Origin of the sequence: Streptomyces sp. AK08-02 (assembly GCF_033795085.1) — a bacterium.
GTDB classification, from domain to species: domain Bacteria; phylum Actinomycetota; class Actinomycetes; order Streptomycetales; family Streptomycetaceae; genus Streptomyces; species Streptomyces echiniscabiei.
Genome location: NZ_JARAZV010000016.1, coordinates 124,074 through 141,925, shown reverse-complemented (window position 1 = coordinate 141,925; position 17,852 = coordinate 124,074). Strand labels below are relative to the sequence as shown.

Genomic DNA, 17,852 nt, shown 5'->3' with positions numbered 1-17,852 from the left:
GCCTTCGATCTCGAAGACCCTGACGAGCCCCCGGCGCCCCAGGACGCCGGGGGCTTCGTCATGCGGTGGCCGAGCGGTACTTGCGGACCGCGAGGGTCCTGAACACGAGGATGATCAGGACCGAGTAGATGACGGAGGCCCACACCGGGTGCTGCATGGGCCAGGCGTCGGACGGTGAGACGCCGGGGTTGCCGAACAGTTGCCGGCAGGCCTGCACGGTCGCGCTGAACGGGTTCCAGTCGGCGACATGACGCAGCCAGGGGGTCATCCGGCTGGAGTCCACGAACGCGTTCGACACGAAGGTGACCGGGAAGAGCCAGATCAGTCCGCCGGACGTCGCTGCCTCGGGCGTGCGTACGGACAGGCCGATGAGGGCGCCGATCCAGGTGAACGCGTAGCCCGTCAGGAGCAGCAGCCCGAAGGCGCCGAGCACCTCACCGATGTTGGTGTGCGTGCGCCAGCCGACCAGCAGGGCGACCACCGCCAGCACGAACAGGGTGAGCGCCGTCTGCACGAGGTCGGCGAGCGTGCGCCCGGTCAGCACCGCGCCGCGTGCCATGGGCAGGGAGCGGAAGCGGTCGATGAGGCCCTTGTGCATGTCGTCGGCGATGCCCGCACCCGCACCCGCCGTCGCGAAGGTGACGGTCTGGGCGAAGATGCCGGCCATCAGGAACTCGCGGTACGTGCCGGAGTCCGTAGAGCCGCCGATGTTCATGGAGCCGCCGAAGACGAACGCGAAGAGCACCACGAACATGATCGGCTGGATGAGCCCGAAGATCACCATCTCGGGAATCCTCGACATACGAAGCAGGTTTCTCTTCGCGATGACCAGGGAGTCGCGGATCAGTTGGCTGAAGGGGTTCGTGGGCGCCTCTGCGGGCACGGCGTCGGTGACGGCACTCACTGGACGTTCTCCTTTTCGCTCTGCTTGCCGTTCTCCTCGTCCTTCGCCTCGGCCGTGTGGCCCGTCAGGGAGAGGAAGACGTCGTCGAGGGTGGGGCGGCGCAGGCCGATGTCGTCGATCTCTATGCCACGGGAGTCCAGTTCGCGGATGACCTCGGCGAGGAGCTTCGCGCCGCCGGTGACGGGCACGGTGAGTTTGCGCATGTGCTCCTGGACGGTGACCTCGCCCTGCCCCTTGCCGAAGACGCCCAGTACCTCGGACGCGGTCGCGATGTGCTCGCGCTCGTGCACGACGACCTCGACGCGTTCGCCGCCGGTGCGGGCCTTGAGCTGGTCGGAGGTGCCGCGCGCGATGACGCGGCCGTGGTCGACCACCGCGATGTCGTGCGCGAGGTGGTCGGCCTCCTCCAGATATTGCGTGGTCAGCAGCAGGGTCGTCCCCCCGGAGACCAACTCCTTGATGACCTCCCACAGTTGCTGGCGGTTGCGGGGGTCGAGTCCGGTCGTGGGTTCGTCCATGAACATCACCGGCGGCGAGACGACCAGGGCAGCCGCGAGGTCGAGCCGGCGGCGCATGCCTCCGGAGTAGGTCTTCGCCGGGCGGTCGGCGGCGTCCGTGAGGTGGAACTGCTCCAGCAGTTCGGCCGCGCGGGCCTTCGCCGGCTTCGCCTTCATCTGGTAGAGCTGCCCGACCATCTGCAGGTTCTCGCGGCCGGTCAGATACTCGTCGACCGCCGCGAACTGGCCGGAGAGGCCGATCGAGCGGCGGACGGCGTCGGGGTTCTTCAGGACGTCGATGCCCGCGACGACCGCCGTGCCGCGGTCGGGCCGCAGCAGGGTCGTCAGACAGCGGACGGCGGTGGTCTTGCCCGCTCCGTTCGGCCCGAGCAGGCCGAGGACCGTGCCCTCCGGGACGTCAAGATCGACGCCGTCCAGAGCTTTTACGTCGCCGAAGGTCTTCACCAGACCTTCGGCGTAGATGGCGCCTGGCATATCAGTTCTCCACGTCGTTGGGGATTGCCGCGTCGTTGGGGGATCACCGCGAAAAGCCTAGATTTTTCTCCTTTGCCCCGACCGGCGAGGAAGAGGAGGATGAGCGGGCGCACGAAGGGAACAGTTGCGGCGCGTGCGGTGGCCCGACACAAACCATAACGCGATGTATCGCGTCTCTCAATGCATTTTTCCAGAGCCACCCGTCCGAGTGAGTGGCCTCAGTCGATGACGAGGTAACCGGCCTCGCGCAGGGCCAGACCGACCTCGGCGCAGTGCGCCGGACCCTTCGTCTCCAGGTGCAGTTCGACCTCCGCCTCCGTGAGGCCGAGTCGCGGGTCGGTCCGGACATGGCTCACGTCGAGGACATTAACGTCCACCACTGACAACGCCCCGAGAAGCGTCGCGAGGGCGCCCGGCCGGTCCGTCAGACGCAGCCGAACCGCCAGGTAGCGGCCCTGTGCGGCCATGCCGTGGCGCAGGATGCGCTCCAGCAGCACCGGGTCGACGTTGCCGCCGGACAGCACCGCGACGACCGGTCCCTCGAAAGCCCCGGGCCGGCTCAGCAGCGCGGCGACCGGGCTCGCCCCCGCCGGTTCCACGACGAGCTTGGCGCGCTCCAGGCAGAGCAGCAGCGCGGCCGACAGTTCGTCCTCGCTGACCGTGCGGACCTCGTCGACCAGCTCGCCGATGATCCCGAACGGCACGTCACCGGGCCGCCCGACCTTGATCCCGTCGGCCATCGTGACCGGGTTCGCGACCGACACCGGCCGCCCGGCCGCCAGTGAGGGCGGATACGCCGCCGCTCCCGCCGCCTGTACGCCCACGATCCGTACGTCGGGCCGCACCGACTTCACGGCGACCGCGATCCCGGCGGCCAGGCCGCCCCCGCCGATCCCCACGACGATCGTGCGGACCTCGGGGCACTGCTCCAGGATCTCCAGACCCACCGTGCCCTGCCCGGCGATGATGTCGGCGTGGTCGAAGGGGTGGATGAACACCGCGCCCGTCCGGTCCGCGTACTCCTGGGCTGCGGCCAGCGTCTCGTCGACGACCTGCCCGGACAGCCTCACCTCGGCGCCGTACTCGCGGGTAGCGCTGATCTTGGGCAGCGGCGCGCCCTGCGGCATGAACACCGTGGCGTTCACCCCCAGCAGTGCCGACGCCAGCGCGACCCCCTGCGCGTGGTTGCCGGCACTGGCCGCGACGACACCGGAGGCCCGCTCCTCGGGCAGCAGCCCGGCGATACGGACGTACGCGCCCCGCAGCTTGAAGGACCCGGTCCGCTGGAGGTTCTCGCACTTGAGGTGCACCGGCGCGCCCACCAGCTGGGACAGGTACCGGCTGCCCTCCATGGCCGTCATGCGCGCCACGCCCAGGAGCATCTTCTGAGCGCCGCGTACGTCGTCGAGAGTGACGGGCCGCAAGGAGTGCAAGGAGTCAGCCGTGCTGTAGCTCATGACTCAAGTCTCGCAGTTCACAGGCGCGGACTCGCGGTGTGACCAAGCACCGAGACCTGTTTACTCAGCGTCGGTACGGCCCGCCTTCCGGCCGCGTACCCTGTCCCCCAACCCAGCACCCCCTTTCATGAAGCGAGCCCCCGGCCATGCCCACAACACCTGAAATGTCGATGGACATGACGACCGTCGGTGACGCCGGTCTCCTCGACACGTTGCAGCACGAGGTCGCCGTGTTCGCGCGCCGTGCCGAACAGACCCGGCTCGGGGGAGTCGGGCAGGTGCGCAACTCGATGGACCGCGCCGCGTATCTCCTGCTCAACCGCCTCGACAAGGAAGGCCCGATGGGCGTCAAGGCGCTCGCGGCGAGCATGGGCATCGACTCGTCGACGGTCACCCGGCAGGTGGCTCCGCTCGTCGACACCGGCCTCGTCAAGCGCACCTCGCACCCCGAGGACGGCCGCGCCGTGGTCCTCCAGCTGTCCCCGCGCGGGCTCGCGCGGCTGGAGGAAGTCCGGTCCTCCAGGCGCCAGTTGATGGCCGAGCTGACCCAGGAGTGGGCGCCGGAGGAGCGCGAGGTGTTCTGCACGCTCCTCACGCGCTTCAACACCGCGCTCTCCGCCCGCCAGGCCGCCCAGGGCATCCCGGTGGGAGAGCCGGGACCCGCCTCCTGACACCGGTGCCGAAGACCCGCGCCCACGCGCGTGTGGGCGCGGCCCGAGGACTCCTGCTTCCTGGCTCTTGACCGGCGGGCGGAACCTGGCCTCAGATGAGACCGGGTCCTTGTCGTACGGCGGGAGGCACGGTGCGAGAACGGCAGGCGTCCCCCGGTGCCGGACCGGGCCGGGACTTCGAGGCGTTCGTCGCGGGAGCGGCCGGTCGGCTGCTGCACACGGCCACGCTGCTCACGGCGGAGGCGCCGCGGGACAACCCGCGCGCGCGGCGCCTGCTCACGCACGCCTTCGCGCACACGTACGCGAGCTGGGACCGGATGCGCGGCGAGGACCCGTACGACCGGGCCCGCCAGTATCTCGCCGTCCGCTTCGCGCGCGGGGCCTGGCACCAGTACGGCGGCCTCGGCCGGGCCCGTCCGCACCCCGGCAGTGCCCTGGCCGTACTCACCCCCCAGCAGCGGCTGATCCTGGTCCTGCGGCTGTACGAGGGGGTCGGCGAGGAGCAGACCGCGGCGCTGCTGGGGCTGCCCACGGAGCGGGTCCACGCGATCTGTGACCGTGCGACGGCGACGCTGCTGCACCCGCCGCCGGGCCCGGCGCCGCCCGTGGTGGCCGGGCCGAAGGTGGTGCCGTCATGAGCCGCCGGGACCGGGAGGTCGCCGCACGGCAGATCATGGAAGGCAGGCCGCCCCCGGTACCGCCCGACCTGTACGTGGAGGTCGTACGGCGCGGCGGCCGCATGCTGCGGCGCAGGCAGGCGGCGCGACGGCTGATGTGGCTGCTGCTGATCGCCGCGGTGCTCGTCTTCAGCGTGTGGGCGGCGACGGTCCAGCCCTGGGTGGCGCCGCCGTCGCAGACGACTCCGCCCCTGACCGGCTGGTGAGACCCGGTCGCGGTGACCGGGTCTCCGGCTCGTCTAGCCGAGGGCCTGCTGGAGGTCCTCCAGGAGGTCGTCGACGTTCTCGATGCCCACGGAGAGGCGTACGAGGTCGCCCGGCACCTCCAGGGCCGACCCGGCGACGGACGCGTGCGTCATGCGCCCCGGGTGCTCGATCAGGGACTCCACACCGCCGAGGGACTCGCCCAGCGTGAACACCTTGGCGCGGTTGCAGACCTCGACGGCCGCCTCCTCGCCGCCCTGGACCTGGAACGAGATCATGCCGCCGAACGCCCGCATCTGCTTGGCGGCGACCTCGTGACCGGGGTGCTCCGGGAGCCCCGGGTACAGAACGCGCGTCACGCGCGCGTGCCGGGTGAGCATGTCGGCGATCCTGGTGGCGTTCTCGCTGTGGCGGTCCATCCGCACGGCGAGCGTCTTGGCGCCGCGCAGCACCAGCCAGGAGTCGAAGGGCCCGGCGACCGCGCCCATCGCGTTCTGGTGGTACGCCAGTTCCTCGCCGAGTTCCTGGTCACCGGTGACCAGTGCGCCGCCGACGACGTCGGAGTGGCCGCCCATGTACTTGGTCAGGGAGTGCACGACGACGTCCGCGCCGAGGGCCAGCGGCTGCTGGAGGTAGGGCGTGGCGAAGGTGTTGTCGACGACGAGCCGGGCGCCGGCGCCGCGGGCGATCTGGGCGACGGCCGCGATGTCGGTGATGTTGAGGAGGGGGTTGGAGGGGGTCTCCACCCAGACGACCTTGGTCTTCGGGGTGAGGGCGGCCCGTACGGCGGCGGGGTCGCTGGTGTCGGCGACCGACCATTCCACGCCCCAGCGGGCGACGACCTTCGCGAAGAGGCGGAACGTGCCGCCGTAGGCGTCGTTGGGGATGACCACGTGGTCGCCGGGGCTGAGCAGCGTACGCAACAGGCAGTCCTCGGCCGCCAGTCCTGACGCGAACGCGAGTCCGCGGCGACCGCCCTCCAGCGCCGCGAGGTTCTCTTCGAGGGCGGTACGGGTCGGATTGGCGCTGCGGCTGTACTCGTATCCGCCGCGCAGCCCGCCGACGCCGTCCTGCTTGTAGGTCGAGACCTGGTAGATCGGCGGGACGACCGCGCCGGTGAGGGGATCCGCGGTGTTGCCCGCGTGGATCGCGAGGGTCTCGAAGTGCTGACTGATGTGCCTGTCGCTCATGTGAACCGAGGGTAGTGCGCTCGCGGGTTCGATGACGCCCACCGTCTGTGCGGCCGGGTGCGGGGCGGGCCGGGACGGGCCTGGTTCGCCAATTGTCGGAGGCGTCTGGTTCGCTTGGGGCATGGAGATTCTCTGGGTCCTGATGGCGCTGGTCATGCTCGGCTTCGTGGTGCTGCCGTTCGTGCGGCGCAGGAGTGCCGGTATTCAGCTGGTCGCCCCCGGTGACCCGGACGCCGCGGACCCGGCGAACTACGGCTTCGTCCGGCAGGAGGAGCTGGACATCCGGATGCCCGGCCCCGACCAGGATCTCCTGGACGTCCTGGACGTCGTGCAGCGCACCCAGGACTACAGAGCGGCGGCGCAGCTCCTCGCCGGCACGGAGAAGGACGGTGAGCGGCGCTGGCAGCGCGTGCAGGCCTTCGCGGGCGCCGCGTCGCTTGAGCTGCGGCAGCGCCCCGGCGGGGTGAGCGAGACGCCGGGCGGCCAGTGGCTGCGGGTGTGGCGGACGGAGTCGCCCAAGGACGCGGGCGGTGCGGCGGTGCACGCGGAGTTCCTGGTGCAGCAGGCGTGGCGGACGTCGACTCCCGGGACGGACGAGTTCCGGATCATCATGGAGGAGGCGAAGGCGGCGTGCGGCGACGCGGCGCTCCTCTCCCCCGGTGACCCGGTCCCGTACATCGTGGAACTGTCGGTGGCGCGCGGACTGGCGTACTCCCGGCCGGAGTTCGAGCAGCTCTGGCTGAAGATCCTGGACCGCGCGCCGGAACACATGGGGGCGCATCTCGCGGCCCTGCACTACTGGTGCGAGAAGTGGCACGGCTCACGCGCGCTGGCGATGTCGTTCACGGAAGCGGCGGCGGCCCGGGCTCCGCAGGGCTCGCTGCTGGCGGCGATGCCCCTGTTCGCGGTCTTCGAGCACCTGCCCGAGGTGAACCTGGTCAGCGGCTTCTACCAGAGCGAGGTGGTGACGAAGTCGATCCACGGCGCGCTGTACGCGGTCCACGCGGCTCGCCCCGACGACCCGATGCTCGCTCATGTACGCCACCTGCTGATCTTCTTCCTGGTGCGCTCCGAGCGCTGGGCGGAGGCCATGAACCAGCTGGTGCACGTGGACGGCCACGTGGGCGCGCTCCCCTGGACCCTCACCGCCGACCCGGCGTCGGAGTTCGCGGTGTACCGGGCACTGGCGGTGGCGGGGTACGAGGCGAACGGCGGAAGCCCGGCGACGCTGCTGCGGTGAGCGTGGTGACCGCGCTGCGGTGAGCACGGCGGCGGTGCCGGTGACGGGCCGGTGACGGGCGGAGCCGCCCGGCAACGGGAACGGGGACGAGGAAAGGGCCGAGAGCGCCCGCGCTGACGCCCCGTGTCTCACCCCGCCCGGCCCGCCTCGCCGCGCCCTGCCTCACTCCACCCCCACTGGCATGATCATGTCTTGCCTGCCCATGCGCCCGTAGGCGATACTCCGCTTTCCCCCACCCGCCGGTCATGACCCCACCGCTCGGCCGCGCGCCCTTCCTACCGTCCCCGTTCCCCGTGGAGGGATCCCGGCCCGATGGGCTCGACCCTGCGCGCGCTGCGCGCTCTCGTACTGCTCGCCGGCTTCTATCTGCTCGGCGTGCTTCTGCTGGCGGTGCTCGCCGGCGCCGACTTCCTGCTCTTCGCGCACGCTCCGGCGGCGCTCGCGGCGAAGCTGGCCTTCGTCTCCGTACTGCTGGCGATTCCGTTGGTCCGCGGCCTGCTCATGCTGCGTACGCCGAAGGGCGAGGAACCCTCTGGCCTGCCCGTGACCGAGGCGGAGGAGCCCGAACTCTGGCGTATCGTGCGGGAGTTGGCCGACCAGGTCGGCACCCGCGCTCCGTCCCGCATCGTCCTCACCGGCGATGTCAACGCCGCCGTCAGCGAGGACGCCCACCTGCTCGGTCTCCGCACCGGACCGCGCCGGCTCTACCTCGGCGTACCCCTCATGCAGGGGCTGACCGAGGCCCAGTTGCGCGCGGTCCTCGCCCATGAACTCGGCCACTACGCCGGCTCCGACACCCGCCTGGCCGCCCCCGCACTGCGCGGACGCGCCCAACTCGTGCGCACCATAAGGAACTTCGAGGAGCGCGCCGGCAGCACGGAGGCCCGCGAACGGGCCCGGCAGGAGCGGCGGAACGCCAGGGCCGAGGCCAGGGGCAAGGAGGGGCGGGCGATCGACACGGCCGGCGCGGGCATCACGTACCGCGCACTGGCCCGGATCTACACCGCGTACGCCGAGCTGTACCTCCGCATCACACTCGCCGACTCCCGCCGCCAGGAGTACGCCGCCGACGCCTCCGCCGCCCGGACGGCCGGCCGCGACGCCATCGCCTCGGCACTGCGCGAAATCCCGGTGCTGGACGGCGCGTTCGGGTTCTATGTGCGCTCCTACGCCACCCTCGGCACCGAAGCCGGGTTGTTGCCGCCGCACGGCGAGGTGTTCGGCGGCTTCGGCCGGATGCTGACCGCCCGCCAACTCGAACTGGCCACCCTGCGCAGCGAGTTGCCCACGGAACCGACCTCGCCGTACGACTCCCACCCACCCGTCGCCGATCGCGTACGCCGGATCGAGCTGCTGCCCGACGACGGCCGCGCGGACGAGGCCCGCGGTGCGGCCATCGCCGTACTGACCGACGCGGAGCGCACGTTCGCCGCGCTGGAGGAGGCCGTACTGACCGACGAGGTACGGCAGTTGCCGCGCACCGCCGACTGGCAGGAACTCCTCGACGGCGCGATGGCCGGCAACCTCGCCGCACTCAACACCCCACTGCACCGGGCCCTCGCTCTGTACACGAAGGACCGCCCCTCCCTCCAGGCCCTCCTCACCCTCATCGACGACGGCCAACTGTGGCAGCTGGCACGCAGGTTGCCGCTGTCGGACGAGGCGGTCGCGGCGAAGGGACGGGCGTTTCGCGAGTTCGTGCGCCCGACCCTGCACAACTCGCTGCACAGCATGGTGATGGCGGAGTTCAGCGCGCGGTCGCGGATGCGCTGGGAGTTCTCCTGGGAGCAGTCGGCGAAGGCACGTCTGCTGCCGGCGCCGGGCGACACACCGGACGACGGCGCCCCGGGGCTCGACGCCGCGATCGCCGGAGCCGTGAACACGGCCCTCGCCGATCCCCCGGACACCGCCCCGCTGCGCGCCCTGCTTCCCCCCGCTCCCCGCGACCCCGCCACCCGAGAAACGGACGCCCCCCGATGACCGTACTGCTGTGGATCCTGGGCATCCTGGCCGTGCCCACCCTGATCGTCGCCCTCTGGCTGGGCGGGGTGTTCGTCAAGGAGTTCGTCGCCCAGACGAGGGGCACCGCCACCAACGATGACGGTGACGGCGGTGCGGCGGCCGCCGAGCAGCTCGGGCTGCTGCCCGCCGAACGGCAGAGCACCAAGTACGCGGGAGTGCTGCCGGACGGCTGGGAGACGGCGCTCGACGCCGTACGGGACGGCGGTGACGGCTCCTGGAAAGCCGCCGCCGAGCTGCTGCACGGTATCGGCCGGGACTGGGAGCGCCGCGCCTCCGCCTCGTCTCTGCTGGCGAGCATCGCGGCCGAGGACGACGCCTGGCTGCTCGCGTGGGAGACCGACGGGCCGCTCGGCCCCGACGACCCGGACGCGGCCCTGGTCCGCGCCCGCAGCACGGTCAAACTCGCCTGGAACGTCAGGGGTGGCCTGCGGGCCAACCACACGACGGGCGAACAGTTCGCGGGATTCCACCGCTTGCTGCAGCGTTCCCGCGAGGAGATAGCTCGAGCCGCGGCACTCAACCCGGACGACCCGACCCCGTACGTCGCGGAGATCTGGACCGCGCTCGGGCTCGGCTACCCGCACTCCGCGATGGACAAGCTGTGGTCGGAGATCACCGCCCGCGACCCGCACCACTACGAGGCCCACTTCTCGGCGTTGCAGTACTGGTGCGAGAAGTGGCGCGGCTCGGAGCAGCTCGCGACCGAGTTCGCCGAGCGCGCGGCGGCAGCCGCACCACTGGGCAGCCTGCTGACCGTCCTCCCGCTGATCGCCCACTTCGAGCACGACGAGTCGGACGACAGCGACGCCGACCGCACCCCCGAGATGATCGCCCGCGTGAACGCGGGCCTCGCCGACGCAGCGGCGGCCGATCCGACTCACCCGCGCCTGCCGGAACTGCGCCACCTGCTGGCGTACTACCTCTCGCTACAGGACCGCGACGAGGCCGCGATCGAGCAGTTCAGGCTGGTCGACGGCTACGTGGACGCCCTGCCATGGCGCTACCGCGCGAACATGACAGCGCGCTACTGCCACATCCGGAACCTGTCGGCACAGGCGGTCGTGTCGGCGGCGCAACAGGAGTAGGGCGTAGGAGTGGGCGACAGGCCCAGGACGCGGGGGCCGGGGCGAGCCACCCCGGCCCGCCCCGCGCTCAGCGCTCAGCGCGCTCAGCCCTCCGCGCGGGTGGGCAGCTTCCATCCCGGGCGCGGGAAGTGGCAGGTGTAGCCGTTCGGGTAGTGCTGCAGGTAGTCCTGGTGCTCGGGCTCGGCCTCCCAGAAGGGGCCGACCGGCTCCACTTCGGTGACGACCTTGCCGGGCCACAGGCCGGAGGCGTCCACGTCGGCGATCGTGTCCTCGGCGATCCGCTTCTGCTCGTCGTCCACGTAGTAGATCGCCGAACGGTAGCTGAGGCCGATGTCGTTGCCCTGGCGGTTCTTGGTGCTCGGGTCGTGGATCTGGAAGAACAGCTCCAGGATCGCGCGGAAGTCGGTCGCCTCGGGGTCGAAGAGGATCTCAATGGCCTCCGCGTGCGTGCCGTGGTTGCGGTACGTCGCGTTCGGCACGTCACCACCGGTGTAGCCGACCCGGGTCGCCGTCACGCCCGGAAGACGGCGGATCAACTCCTCCATCCCCCAGAAGCATCCGCCCGCCAGCACGGCCCTCTGCGTCTGCGCAGCCATTGCAGCCCTCCACATTCCTGTCGGCTCGATCACTCGGGCTGTCCGGCCCACACACCACCGGCAGCCCTCGCCCGCTTCTTCAACGCGCGAGGGTTCCGGGCAATTCCGTGCGGCACGGTTGCTACCCCTGCGCGTTACTGCCACCGCCGGCCGCGGGGACCCGGGGAACGGCCGAGTTGGGGTCGAAGCCCGCGAACGCCAGGCCGATGACGAACCCCGCCACCTCCTCCAGTTGACGGACACGATCCAGCGCGCCCAGAGTCGCCGGGATCCCGCCGACGTCCCGCACCAGCTCACCGACGACGCGCAGTGCCGCCGTATCGTCGCCGCACATCGCCACCGTCACCCGGGACCCGTCGGCGTCGGGCGGGCTCGTCCACTGGGCGGCGGGAAAGAGATGGAACGCCTTCACGACCCTGGCTCCTGGCGCGAGCCCGGCGATCCGTTCCGCCATCGACTCGCCCTGTCCGGTGAGCAGCGTGCCGACACCGTGTGCCACGGCGTTGGTGGGATCGATCAACGGCGTCCCGTCGAGTACGCCGTCCGCCGCGCCCACCAGTTTCAGCATGTCCTCGACGCCGTCCCACGACACGGCGAGCAGTACCGCGTCGCGCCCCCCGGTGACCACCTCACGCGGCGGAGCGGCGAGCACACCGTGCCCCAGCCGCTCGGCGAGACCCTCCGCCCTCGCCCGCGACCGCCCGCCGATCACCACCTCGTGACCCGCCCGTGCCCAGCCCTCGCCCAGGCCCGCCGCGAGTGTCCCCGTTCCCAGGATCCCGATACGCATCGTCGCCGCCTCTCACACCGTGGTTGGTCGGGTAGGACGGTATGCGGGGTGTTACGCACCGATCGGTGCGTGACCGACGGAGGATGATGGGCGGCGAGATGACTGATCACGACGCCCACTGCCTCGATTTCGTCGCCGACTGCCGACTGCGCGCGGCCACCGATCTCTTCACCCACACCTGGGATCCCGTCGTACTGGCGGCTCTTCGCGTGGGGCCGCGCCGACGTGGTGAGCTGCGCACGGCGATCGGTGGCATCAGCGACAAGGTCCTCACCGAGTCCCTGCACCGTCTGGTCACCGCGGGACTGCTCGAACGCCACGCGTACGCCGAGGCACCGCCTCGCGTCGAGTACGCCCTGACCGGCCTCGGACGGAGCCTGGTCGAGGGCCCGATGACGGTCCTGGGCCGCTGGGCGATCGAGCACGCCGACGAGCTTCTTGAAGCTCGGGAGAGCAACACCTCGGAAGATCTGTGACCCTTCCGTCTCGGCTCGCGGATCATCGTCCCCGCCCCGCAGGCCGCCCGCGGGTCGGCATCGCTCGTGTGCCGGGTTTCGCACACGGTGAGCAGCCATGCCGGTGTGACGTGACTACCCATAGGGTGCATGCGTGACCGCCTCGTTGAGTTCCGCAAAAGCCCGTGCCGCGCTCCGCACGACGGCGCGTGCCTCCGCCGAGCTGCTGCTCGTACTGCTGATGCTCGCGGTGGCTCTGTGGATCCTGGGCCGTATGTGGTCGGTCGTCTGGCCGCTCGTGGTCGGCCTGCTCCTGACCACGCTGACCTGGCCACCGACCCGTTTCCTGCGTCGTCGCGGCTGGAAACCCGCACTGGCCGCATCGACCGTGACCGTGCTGTTCCTCCTGGTCGCACTGGGCTTCGTGGCACTGATCGCGGTACCGGTGTCGTCCCAGTCAGGCGACCTGACCGACGGCGTGGTCGACGGCATCCAGAAGTTGCGCGAGTGGGCTGCCGGGCCGCCGTTGAACATCGGTGACGCCCAGATCGACAAGGCCTTCGACAGCGCGGTCTCCCGCGCGCAGGACGGCCTGGGCAGCCTGGTCGGCGTTGCCGTCACGGGAGTGAGCACCGTGGTGAACGGCCTGGTCACCGCCGTCCTGGCCCTCTTCCTGATGTTCTTCTTCCTCAAGGACGGCCCTCGGTTCCTGCCGTGGCTCGCCCAGCAGCTGCCCGGTCGGCTCGCCGTCGACGTCCCGACCGTGGCCGCGCGCGGCTGGGACACCCTGGGAGCGTTCGTCCGTTCTCAGGCGATTGTCGGCCTGCTCGACGCTGTCCTGATCGGCCTGGGACTGTGGATTCTCGGGGTACCGCTGGTGCTCCCGCTGTCGGTGCTGACCTTCGTCTCCGCGTTCGTACCGATCATTGGCGCCCTGTTCGCCGGTTTCGTCGCGGTTCTCATCGCGCTGGTGTCCAACGGCCTGACGGACGCGCTGATCGTGCTGGCCATCATCGTCGTGGTGCAGCAGCTTGAGGGCAACGTGTTCCAGCCCATGATCCAGAGTCGCGGACTCGGCCTCCACGCGGGGGCGATCCTGCTGGCGGTGACGCTGGGCGGCAGCCTGGCCGGCATCGTGGGCAGTCTGCTCGCGGTACCGGTCGCCGCGCTGATCGCGGTGGTCTGGAACTACGTGCGCGAGCAGATCCGCGAACCGTCACAGGATCCGGGCACCGACGAGTCGGACGCCGGGGCCGCTGTCGCGTCCTAGGGCTACGGGGGTGCGGCGCCGTCTCCGTGCCCGGTCGGCGTCGTGTTCGGCGTACAAGCAGGCAGGCGATCATCTGCTCATACAGCCGGTACCCCGTGAATGATCCTGTGCCGCAGGACGTCAGCCTCCCGGAGCCTGATTTCGGTCAAACCGCTCCCCCGCCGCATGATTCGCCGAGCCCCACGCCACGATTACAGACATGGCGACTTCAGGGGCGATGAGCAGTCGATTCGGTGGGCTGGGACAGTGGTGGGGCGTCGTCGCCGCCGCTCTTTTGATCGCCGCCTGGATCAACAAGGCCGCAGGACCTGCGATCGTCGCAACCCTGTCGGCGCTTGTGCTGATCTGGTGCTTCTTCCAAGCACCCGTGACCTGTGCGGCCCCGGTAAGGGGGCGGAACGACGGTTGCAGGAACAACGCGACCGGTCTACTCATGGGATGTCACATCCGCCAACATCGCTGGCAGAAACTGAAAATGCTGATTCTCCGACGCCAAGTACGAGAGTTCTGCTCCGGCCTCTTCTCGGACGGAAAAGCCGCTCTCGTCACGCTGGCCGCGATCGGTAGTTTCCTCTCCGGCATCGTGGCCTTCATTCCCGGCATGGCACTCGGCTGACCTCTTCGTGCGAGCGGCGGGTGCCACGAATACACGCGCCGCTTTCCGGAGTGGTCCAGAGAAATCAGGGAACTGCCGCGGCCACCTGGACGTCTCACCCGGCAGATCAGGCACCACGATCAGCAGCGATCGCGCGCACAGCACGCACGCATGCGGCCCACCGTGCACCATCTCGGGTACGCACCACCTTGACCCGCGGCTCCGCGCACGTTTTACCGTGCCCTGTGCACCGCGCTTCCCGAAAGGACACGCTCCCGGGGTCAAGCCCTTCGGGAAAGTCAGGCCACTCGTCAACCGACGTCATACTGCGACGCTAGCCATTGTCGGGGGACCACGCAGCAGCCTCGCGCGAAACTGGGCTTGATCCGCAAAGGCGGGGATCGACCGCGGGACGGCGTTATCACGGGCGTGGGAGCGTTCCTCCCACGCATACCCGGGCAGGACAAGGGCCCTTGAGATCAGCGAATTCCCATGGCCCTTGCCCTATCACTCCATGACCTACCGGTCAGCGCTCACCGCTTCACTTGGCGGGCTTGTAGAACGCGTACGTCGCGGAGTACGGGACGCTCACCTGGTCGGTGCCGGTGCAGGCGGTCGCAGGGGCGACGCCACCGTGGGTGTTGAGGCGCTGGATGTAGGAGACGCCCGCGAAGACGCCGGTGCCGCGCGTGGCGGTGGACTGCAGGAGGAGTTCCGGGATCGTGCCGGTCTTGGGCGAGTTGGCGATGGCGGCGGCGTTCACCGCGCTGCCGTCCACCGTGGACACCCAGACAGGGCCGCGGGAGTGGAGGGCAACCGTGCGGTGGGAGCGGTCGTTCTTGGCCCAGAGAGTGGCGGCGGGCTCCAGCAGCTTCCAGGCGCCGTCGGTGCAGGTGTAGGTCTGGACGCCTTCGGCGGAGAAAACGCCGGTCAGCCGGTTGCCGTCGGGAACCTTCAGCACGGCGGGAGCGTCGACGCCGGGGCGGGCGGACTGCACGGTTGCCGCCTGACCGACGGTCGCACTCAGAAGGGTGCCGGCGGCCACGGCGGTGAGCGCGGTGGTGGTGAGGATGAGACGCTTGGCGAATTTCATCGAGCTTGTCTCCAGAACGTTTTTCGAACTTTGAACGCTGAACCTTGAACCTTGAGATCTGAACCAGGTCGTGAGCGCGGCGCGGATGTCACGCAGGTCCCTGAGCCGGGACTGTGCGGTTCGTCGACCTTCCGCACGGTAATTGGTCCTGCCCCCTCAGCCCCGCGCCGTCGCGTGAAGATCAGCGACGAGAAGGTGAACAACTCGTGGGCATCACCGCTTGGTTGAGAGTGATGACCACTGGACCCCGGCTGGCGGAACTGCCCGGCGGAGATCATCACGTCTCACGAGTAGGGAGTATCGCCGTACGGATTGCGATGCGACGAGGTCCTGTGGGGCACATGGCCGGGCAGGGCTCCGCGTACTGGGGGCGCGCGACTGACCATCAGGGCAGCTGGGTGCGGCGGGCCGCAGCAGTGTGCGGACCTCCGGCGGTCCTACTCCACCACGATGCCGAAGTCCTGCACGAGTTCCTCAAGACCGCCCCTGTAGCCCTTTCCTCCAAGCACGAAGTCCCAGTCCCCGTTGGACCTTCGGCGGAAGGAACCAAGCACCAGGGCAGTCTCACCAGGCCGACCGTCGGAGACCTCAAGGCGTCCCAGTTCGGTCATCGCCGGATCGAGGAGCCGGATACACGCGTCCGTGAAGCCGGAGAGGTCGGCGGCCGGATTCACCTCCGGGTCGATGGCGGCCACGAGCACGAACCGGTCGGCGGTCTCCGGTAGCCCGTCGAAGGTCACACAGATCGCGGCTTTGTCCGGTGCGGCGGCAGGAAGAGCTCGCACCGCGCCATCAGGTGTCTGGTGGTTGTTGAAGAAGACGAAGTGGTCATCGCTGAGCACACGGCTGCCACGGCAGACGAGAGCGCACACGTCCAGGGCGACGCTTCCGGTCCACGACATGCCCAGGATGTTGTAGTCGGCGGGCAACTGTGCGGCGGGCCCTACGGGCGTCGGCCCCGCCGTGGTCGGGCGGCCACCCCCCTCACCCAGTCGCCCACGCAGCCCGTGACGGTGCAGTAGGTCGACGAGCTCGGCTCCTGAGATCAGCTCCAGAGGCTTGCCGTTGGCGAAGGTGTGCGAGCCGGGGCCGAACCCTGAAGTCGTCACGAGGACGCCCTTGTTGGCACCGGCATCCTGAACGGTGCCGTACAGGTCACGTACAGCGGTGGGTGGCACCGTGTTGCGGTAGCGCTTCACCTGCACGACGATCTTGCCGCCGCGAATCGGTGTCGGATCGAGCGCGTCGACATCCACACCGCCGTCGTTCGAGCGCTGCGTGGTCACCGCCTGCATGCCCATGGCCCGGAAGAGATCGGCGACGAGATCCTCGAACGCGATCGGATCCATGGCGAACAGATCGGGTTCGTCATCGCCGCCATGGGCGACAACGCGATTGCCGACATCCTGTGGCCGCCGACTTGGCCGTACGGTGGCGAGCTGGTCCGGCCGCGCCGAAAGCTGCCCTCGCAGTCCGTCGGTCAGGCAGCTGACCGCGTCCACCTGGGCCAGATGCAATGCGCGGAACGCCGACCCCGAGGCCATCGCCGTCACGAGGAAGATGTGGCCGCGTTGGCCCGTCGTCGGGTCGTGCTCATCCACGAACCCGTTCAAGGACACCGACTCCAGCGCGCCCAGCTCATCCGCGGCGAAAAGCTCGTGCAGGACGAGCAGTACGCACTGCGCGAGAACCTCCCTGTACAGGGCACGGCGCTGGCTCACCGGGCGCGGGGACTCCTTGTCCTGGTCGAGGGAGGACACGTACCGCACGGACTTCGCTTCGGGGACCACGGCGTATCCGGGCAGCTCCCAGTCGAGAACCAGCTGTCGAGCTGCCGCGTCGTACGCCGCCGATACATGGCGGGGGAAGTCCTCGGGCCATGCACCCGACGAGTAGAGAGCGGCGGAGAAGTACTCGACCACCGAACCGGGGTCTCCGCGTCTGACGCCTTCGGTCACCTCGCGAATGCCCGCATTGTGCCGGCGAACCTCCGCCAGCTGAGCACTCGCCCACTGCTGGTACTCCCTCTGGGATACGGCGAGTTGCTGCTGGCGCTGTGCTTCTGCCGCCTGTGCGGCCTGCCAGTCCCGCTCGAAGCGCGCCCGCGCCTCGGCCTGCGCCTGCGCGCGGCGGCTCGCCGTCCAGCCGCCCTGCGCCTGGTACTGATCAGGGCTGGGCATGGGCAAGGCATAGGCCAACGACCCGGCGGAGAAGGGCTGGACCGTCTCGGCCCGCATAAGTGCCGCCGCACTGAACGCCGGGGCCCCGCAGCCTGCGGCGAGAAGACCTTGCAGTGACGCGACCTGTACGTCCAGTTCCTCCGTGCGACGCTGCGCGTCTGCCTGGCGGTACTCGCGGTGGCTCTGGGCGGCTCGCCTCTGATAGGCCCGCGCCTGTTGTTCTTCCTGCCTCTGCCGTCTGGCCGCGGCTTCCAACTGGCGCTGCTGCTGCCGTTGCATCTCGGCCCAGACGCCGACGGAACCAGTAGAGCGACGACTCATGTGCTGCAGGCCCTCCCCAGGACGTTGGCAGCCGGGAAACACATTGGTTGTCCCCACAACCAGTTGTAACCAGACGACTCTACCCAGCAATCACCCTCTCGCATATCCAC

The 17,852-nt window shown here is 69.9% G+C and carries 17 protein-coding genes; 9 read left to right on the top strand and 8 right to left on the bottom strand.

What is annotated here, in order from left to right; all coding sequences use genetic code 11:
* Window positions 1–58: 58 nt before the first annotated feature.
* From PV734_RS31640 to ilvA, 3 genes are all read right to left on the bottom strand, one after another.
* Window positions 59–904, bottom strand: coding sequence for an ABC transporter permease (locus PV734_RS31640; RefSeq protein ID WP_319092308.1), 846 nt, complete (start codon window positions 902–904; stop codon window positions 59–61).
* A complete protein-coding gene (locus PV734_RS31635) occupies window positions 901–1,896 on the bottom strand; it encodes an ATP-binding cassette domain-containing protein (RefSeq protein WP_319293075.1) in 996 nt (331 codons plus the stop codon). The genes PV734_RS31640 and PV734_RS31635 overlap by 4 nt, the downstream gene beginning before the upstream one ends.
* Window positions 1,897–2,114: 218 nt before the next feature.
* Window positions 2,115–3,353 (bottom strand): threonine ammonia-lyase, encoded by a 1,239-nt coding sequence (gene ilvA, locus PV734_RS31630; protein ID WP_319092310.1) that lies wholly within the window; start codon window positions 3,351–3,353, stop codon window positions 2,115–2,117.
* A gap of 164 nt (window positions 3,354–3,517) precedes the next feature.
* On the opposite strand from ilvA, the gene PV734_RS31625 reads away from it, so the two are divergent.
* The 3 genes from PV734_RS31625 to PV734_RS31615 all read left to right on the top strand — a co-directional run bounded on the left by PV734_RS31625 (window position 3,518) and on the right by PV734_RS31615 (window position 4,907).
* On the top strand, window positions 3,518–4,024 hold the full coding sequence (locus tag PV734_RS31625; RefSeq protein WP_319092311.1) for a MarR family transcriptional regulator: 507 nt from the start codon (window positions 3,518–3,520) through the stop codon (window positions 4,022–4,024).
* A gap of 131 nt (window positions 4,025–4,155) precedes the next feature.
* Entirely contained in the window at window positions 4,156–4,662 is a 507-nt protein-coding gene (locus PV734_RS31620) for a sigma factor-like helix-turn-helix DNA-binding protein (RefSeq protein ID WP_319092312.1), read from the top strand.
* Entirely contained in the window at window positions 4,659–4,907 is a 249-nt protein-coding gene (locus tag PV734_RS31615; protein ID WP_319092314.1) for a hypothetical protein, read from the top strand. The genes PV734_RS31620 and PV734_RS31615 overlap by 4 nt, the downstream gene beginning before the upstream one ends.
* 33 nt (window positions 4,908–4,940) lie before the next feature.
* On the opposite strand, the gene PV734_RS31610 is transcribed toward PV734_RS31615, so the two are convergent.
* On the bottom strand, window positions 4,941–6,095 hold the full coding sequence (locus PV734_RS31610; RefSeq protein WP_319092315.1) for a cystathionine gamma-synthase: 1,155 nt from the start codon (window positions 6,093–6,095) through the stop codon (window positions 4,941–4,943).
* 121 nt (window positions 6,096–6,216) lie between these two features.
* Here PV734_RS31610 and PV734_RS31605 point away from each other — a divergent pair, with 121 nt between their 5' ends.
* The 3 genes from PV734_RS31605 to PV734_RS31595 all read left to right on the top strand — a co-directional run bounded on the left by PV734_RS31605 (window position 6,217) and on the right by PV734_RS31595 (window position 10,442).
* Complete coding sequence (locus tag PV734_RS31605) at window positions 6,217–7,335, top strand: hypothetical protein (RefSeq protein ID WP_319092316.1); 1,119 nt, start codon at window positions 6,217–6,219, stop codon at window positions 7,333–7,335.
* Between the two features lie 312 nt (window positions 7,336–7,647).
* Entirely contained in the window at window positions 7,648–9,315 is a 1,668-nt protein-coding gene (locus PV734_RS31600) for a M48 family metallopeptidase (protein ID WP_319092317.1), read from the top strand.
* Complete coding sequence (locus PV734_RS31595; RefSeq protein WP_319293073.1) at window positions 9,312–10,442, top strand: hypothetical protein; 1,131 nt, start codon at window positions 9,312–9,314, stop codon at window positions 10,440–10,442. Before PV734_RS31600 ends, PV734_RS31595 begins: the two co-directional genes overlap by 4 nt.
* An 83-nt stretch (window positions 10,443–10,525) precedes the next feature.
* Here the strand turns inward: PV734_RS31595 and msrA are convergent, their stop codons facing one another.
* Together msrA and PV734_RS31585 are read right to left on the bottom strand one after the other, a co-directional pair.
* Window positions 10,526–11,038 carry a peptide-methionine (S)-S-oxide reductase MsrA gene (gene msrA, locus PV734_RS31590; protein WP_319092319.1) on the bottom strand — a complete coding sequence of 171 codons (513 nt, stop codon included), beginning with the start codon at window positions 11,036–11,038 and terminating at the stop codon, window positions 10,526–10,528.
* Window positions 11,039–11,159: 121 nt separating this feature from the next.
* Window positions 11,160–11,828 carry an NADPH-dependent F420 reductase gene (locus PV734_RS31585; RefSeq protein WP_319293071.1) on the bottom strand — a complete coding sequence of 223 codons (669 nt, stop codon included), beginning with the start codon at window positions 11,826–11,828 and terminating at the stop codon, window positions 11,160–11,162.
* A 98-nt stretch (window positions 11,829–11,926) separates the two neighbouring features.
* Between PV734_RS31585 and PV734_RS31580 the strand changes: the two genes are divergently transcribed.
* The 3 genes from PV734_RS31580 to PV734_RS31570 all read left to right on the top strand — a co-directional run bounded on the left by PV734_RS31580 (window position 11,927) and on the right by PV734_RS31570 (window position 14,169).
* The gene (locus PV734_RS31580) at window positions 11,927–12,304 is read left to right on the top strand and encodes a helix-turn-helix domain-containing protein (protein ID WP_319293069.1); all 378 of its coding nucleotides are present in this window, start codon (window positions 11,927–11,929) and stop codon (window positions 12,302–12,304) included.
* 133 nt (window positions 12,305–12,437) lie between these two features.
* On the top strand, window positions 12,438–13,553 hold the full coding sequence (locus PV734_RS31575) for an AI-2E family transporter (protein WP_319293067.1): 1,116 nt from the start codon (window positions 12,438–12,440) through the stop codon (window positions 13,551–13,553).
* A gap of 199 nt (window positions 13,554–13,752) precedes the next feature.
* The gene (locus PV734_RS31570) at window positions 13,753–14,169 is read left to right on the top strand and encodes a hypothetical protein (protein ID WP_319293065.1); all 417 of its coding nucleotides are present in this window, start codon (window positions 13,753–13,755) and stop codon (window positions 14,167–14,169) included.
* A 520-nt stretch (window positions 14,170–14,689) separates the two neighbouring features.
* Here PV734_RS31570 and PV734_RS31565 read toward each other — a convergent pair.
* Both PV734_RS31565 and PV734_RS31560 read right to left on the bottom strand, forming a co-directional pair.
* A complete protein-coding gene (locus PV734_RS31565; protein WP_319293063.1) occupies window positions 14,690–15,241 on the bottom strand; it encodes a DUF3455 domain-containing protein in 552 nt (183 codons plus the stop codon).
* A 437-nt stretch (window positions 15,242–15,678) separates the two neighbouring features.
* Window positions 15,679–17,742 (bottom strand): restriction endonuclease, encoded by a 2,064-nt coding sequence (locus PV734_RS31560; RefSeq protein WP_319293061.1) that lies wholly within the window; start codon window positions 17,740–17,742, stop codon window positions 15,679–15,681.
* Between the last annotated feature and the right edge of the window lie 110 nt (window positions 17,743–17,852).

Coding starts and splice junctions, on each gene's coding strand:
- PV734_RS31635 (WP_319293075.1), bottom strand. CDS start 1,896: ATGCCAGGCGCCATCTACGCCGAAGGTCTGGTGAAGACCTTCGGCGAC.
- ilvA (WP_319092310.1), bottom strand. CDS start 3,353: ATGAGCTACAGCACGGCTGACTCCTTGCACTCCTTGCGGCCCGTCACT.
- PV734_RS31625 (WP_319092311.1), top strand. CDS start 3,518: ATGTCGATGGACATGACGACCGTCGGTGACGCCGGTCTCCTCGACACG.
- PV734_RS31615 (WP_319092314.1), top strand. CDS start 4,659: ATGAGCCGCCGGGACCGGGAGGTCGCCGCACGGCAGATCATGGAAGGC.
- PV734_RS31610 (WP_319092315.1), bottom strand. CDS start 6,095: ATGAGCGACAGGCACATCAGTCAGCACTTCGAGACCCTCGCGATCCAC.
- PV734_RS31605 (WP_319092316.1), top strand. CDS start 6,217: ATGGAGATTCTCTGGGTCCTGATGGCGCTGGTCATGCTCGGCTTCGTG.
- PV734_RS31600 (WP_319092317.1), top strand. CDS start 7,648: ATGGGCTCGACCCTGCGCGCGCTGCGCGCTCTCGTACTGCTCGCCGGC.
- PV734_RS31595 (WP_319293073.1), top strand. CDS start 9,312: ATGACCGTACTGCTGTGGATCCTGGGCATCCTGGCCGTGCCCACCCTG.
- msrA (WP_319092319.1), bottom strand. CDS start 11,038: ATGGCTGCGCAGACGCAGAGGGCCGTGCTGGCGGGCGGATGCTTCTGG.
- PV734_RS31585 (WP_319293071.1), bottom strand. CDS start 11,828: ATGCGTATCGGGATCCTGGGAACGGGGACACTCGCGGCGGGCCTGGGC.
- PV734_RS31580 (WP_319293069.1), top strand. CDS start 11,927: ATGACTGATCACGACGCCCACTGCCTCGATTTCGTCGCCGACTGCCGA.
- PV734_RS31570 (WP_319293065.1), top strand. CDS start 13,753: ATGGCGACTTCAGGGGCGATGAGCAGTCGATTCGGTGGGCTGGGACAG.
- PV734_RS31565 (WP_319293063.1), bottom strand. CDS start 15,241: ATGAAATTCGCCAAGCGTCTCATCCTCACCACCACCGCGCTCACCGCC.
- PV734_RS31560 (WP_319293061.1), bottom strand. CDS start 17,742: ATGAGTCGTCGCTCTACTGGTTCCGTCGGCGTCTGGGCCGAGATGCAA.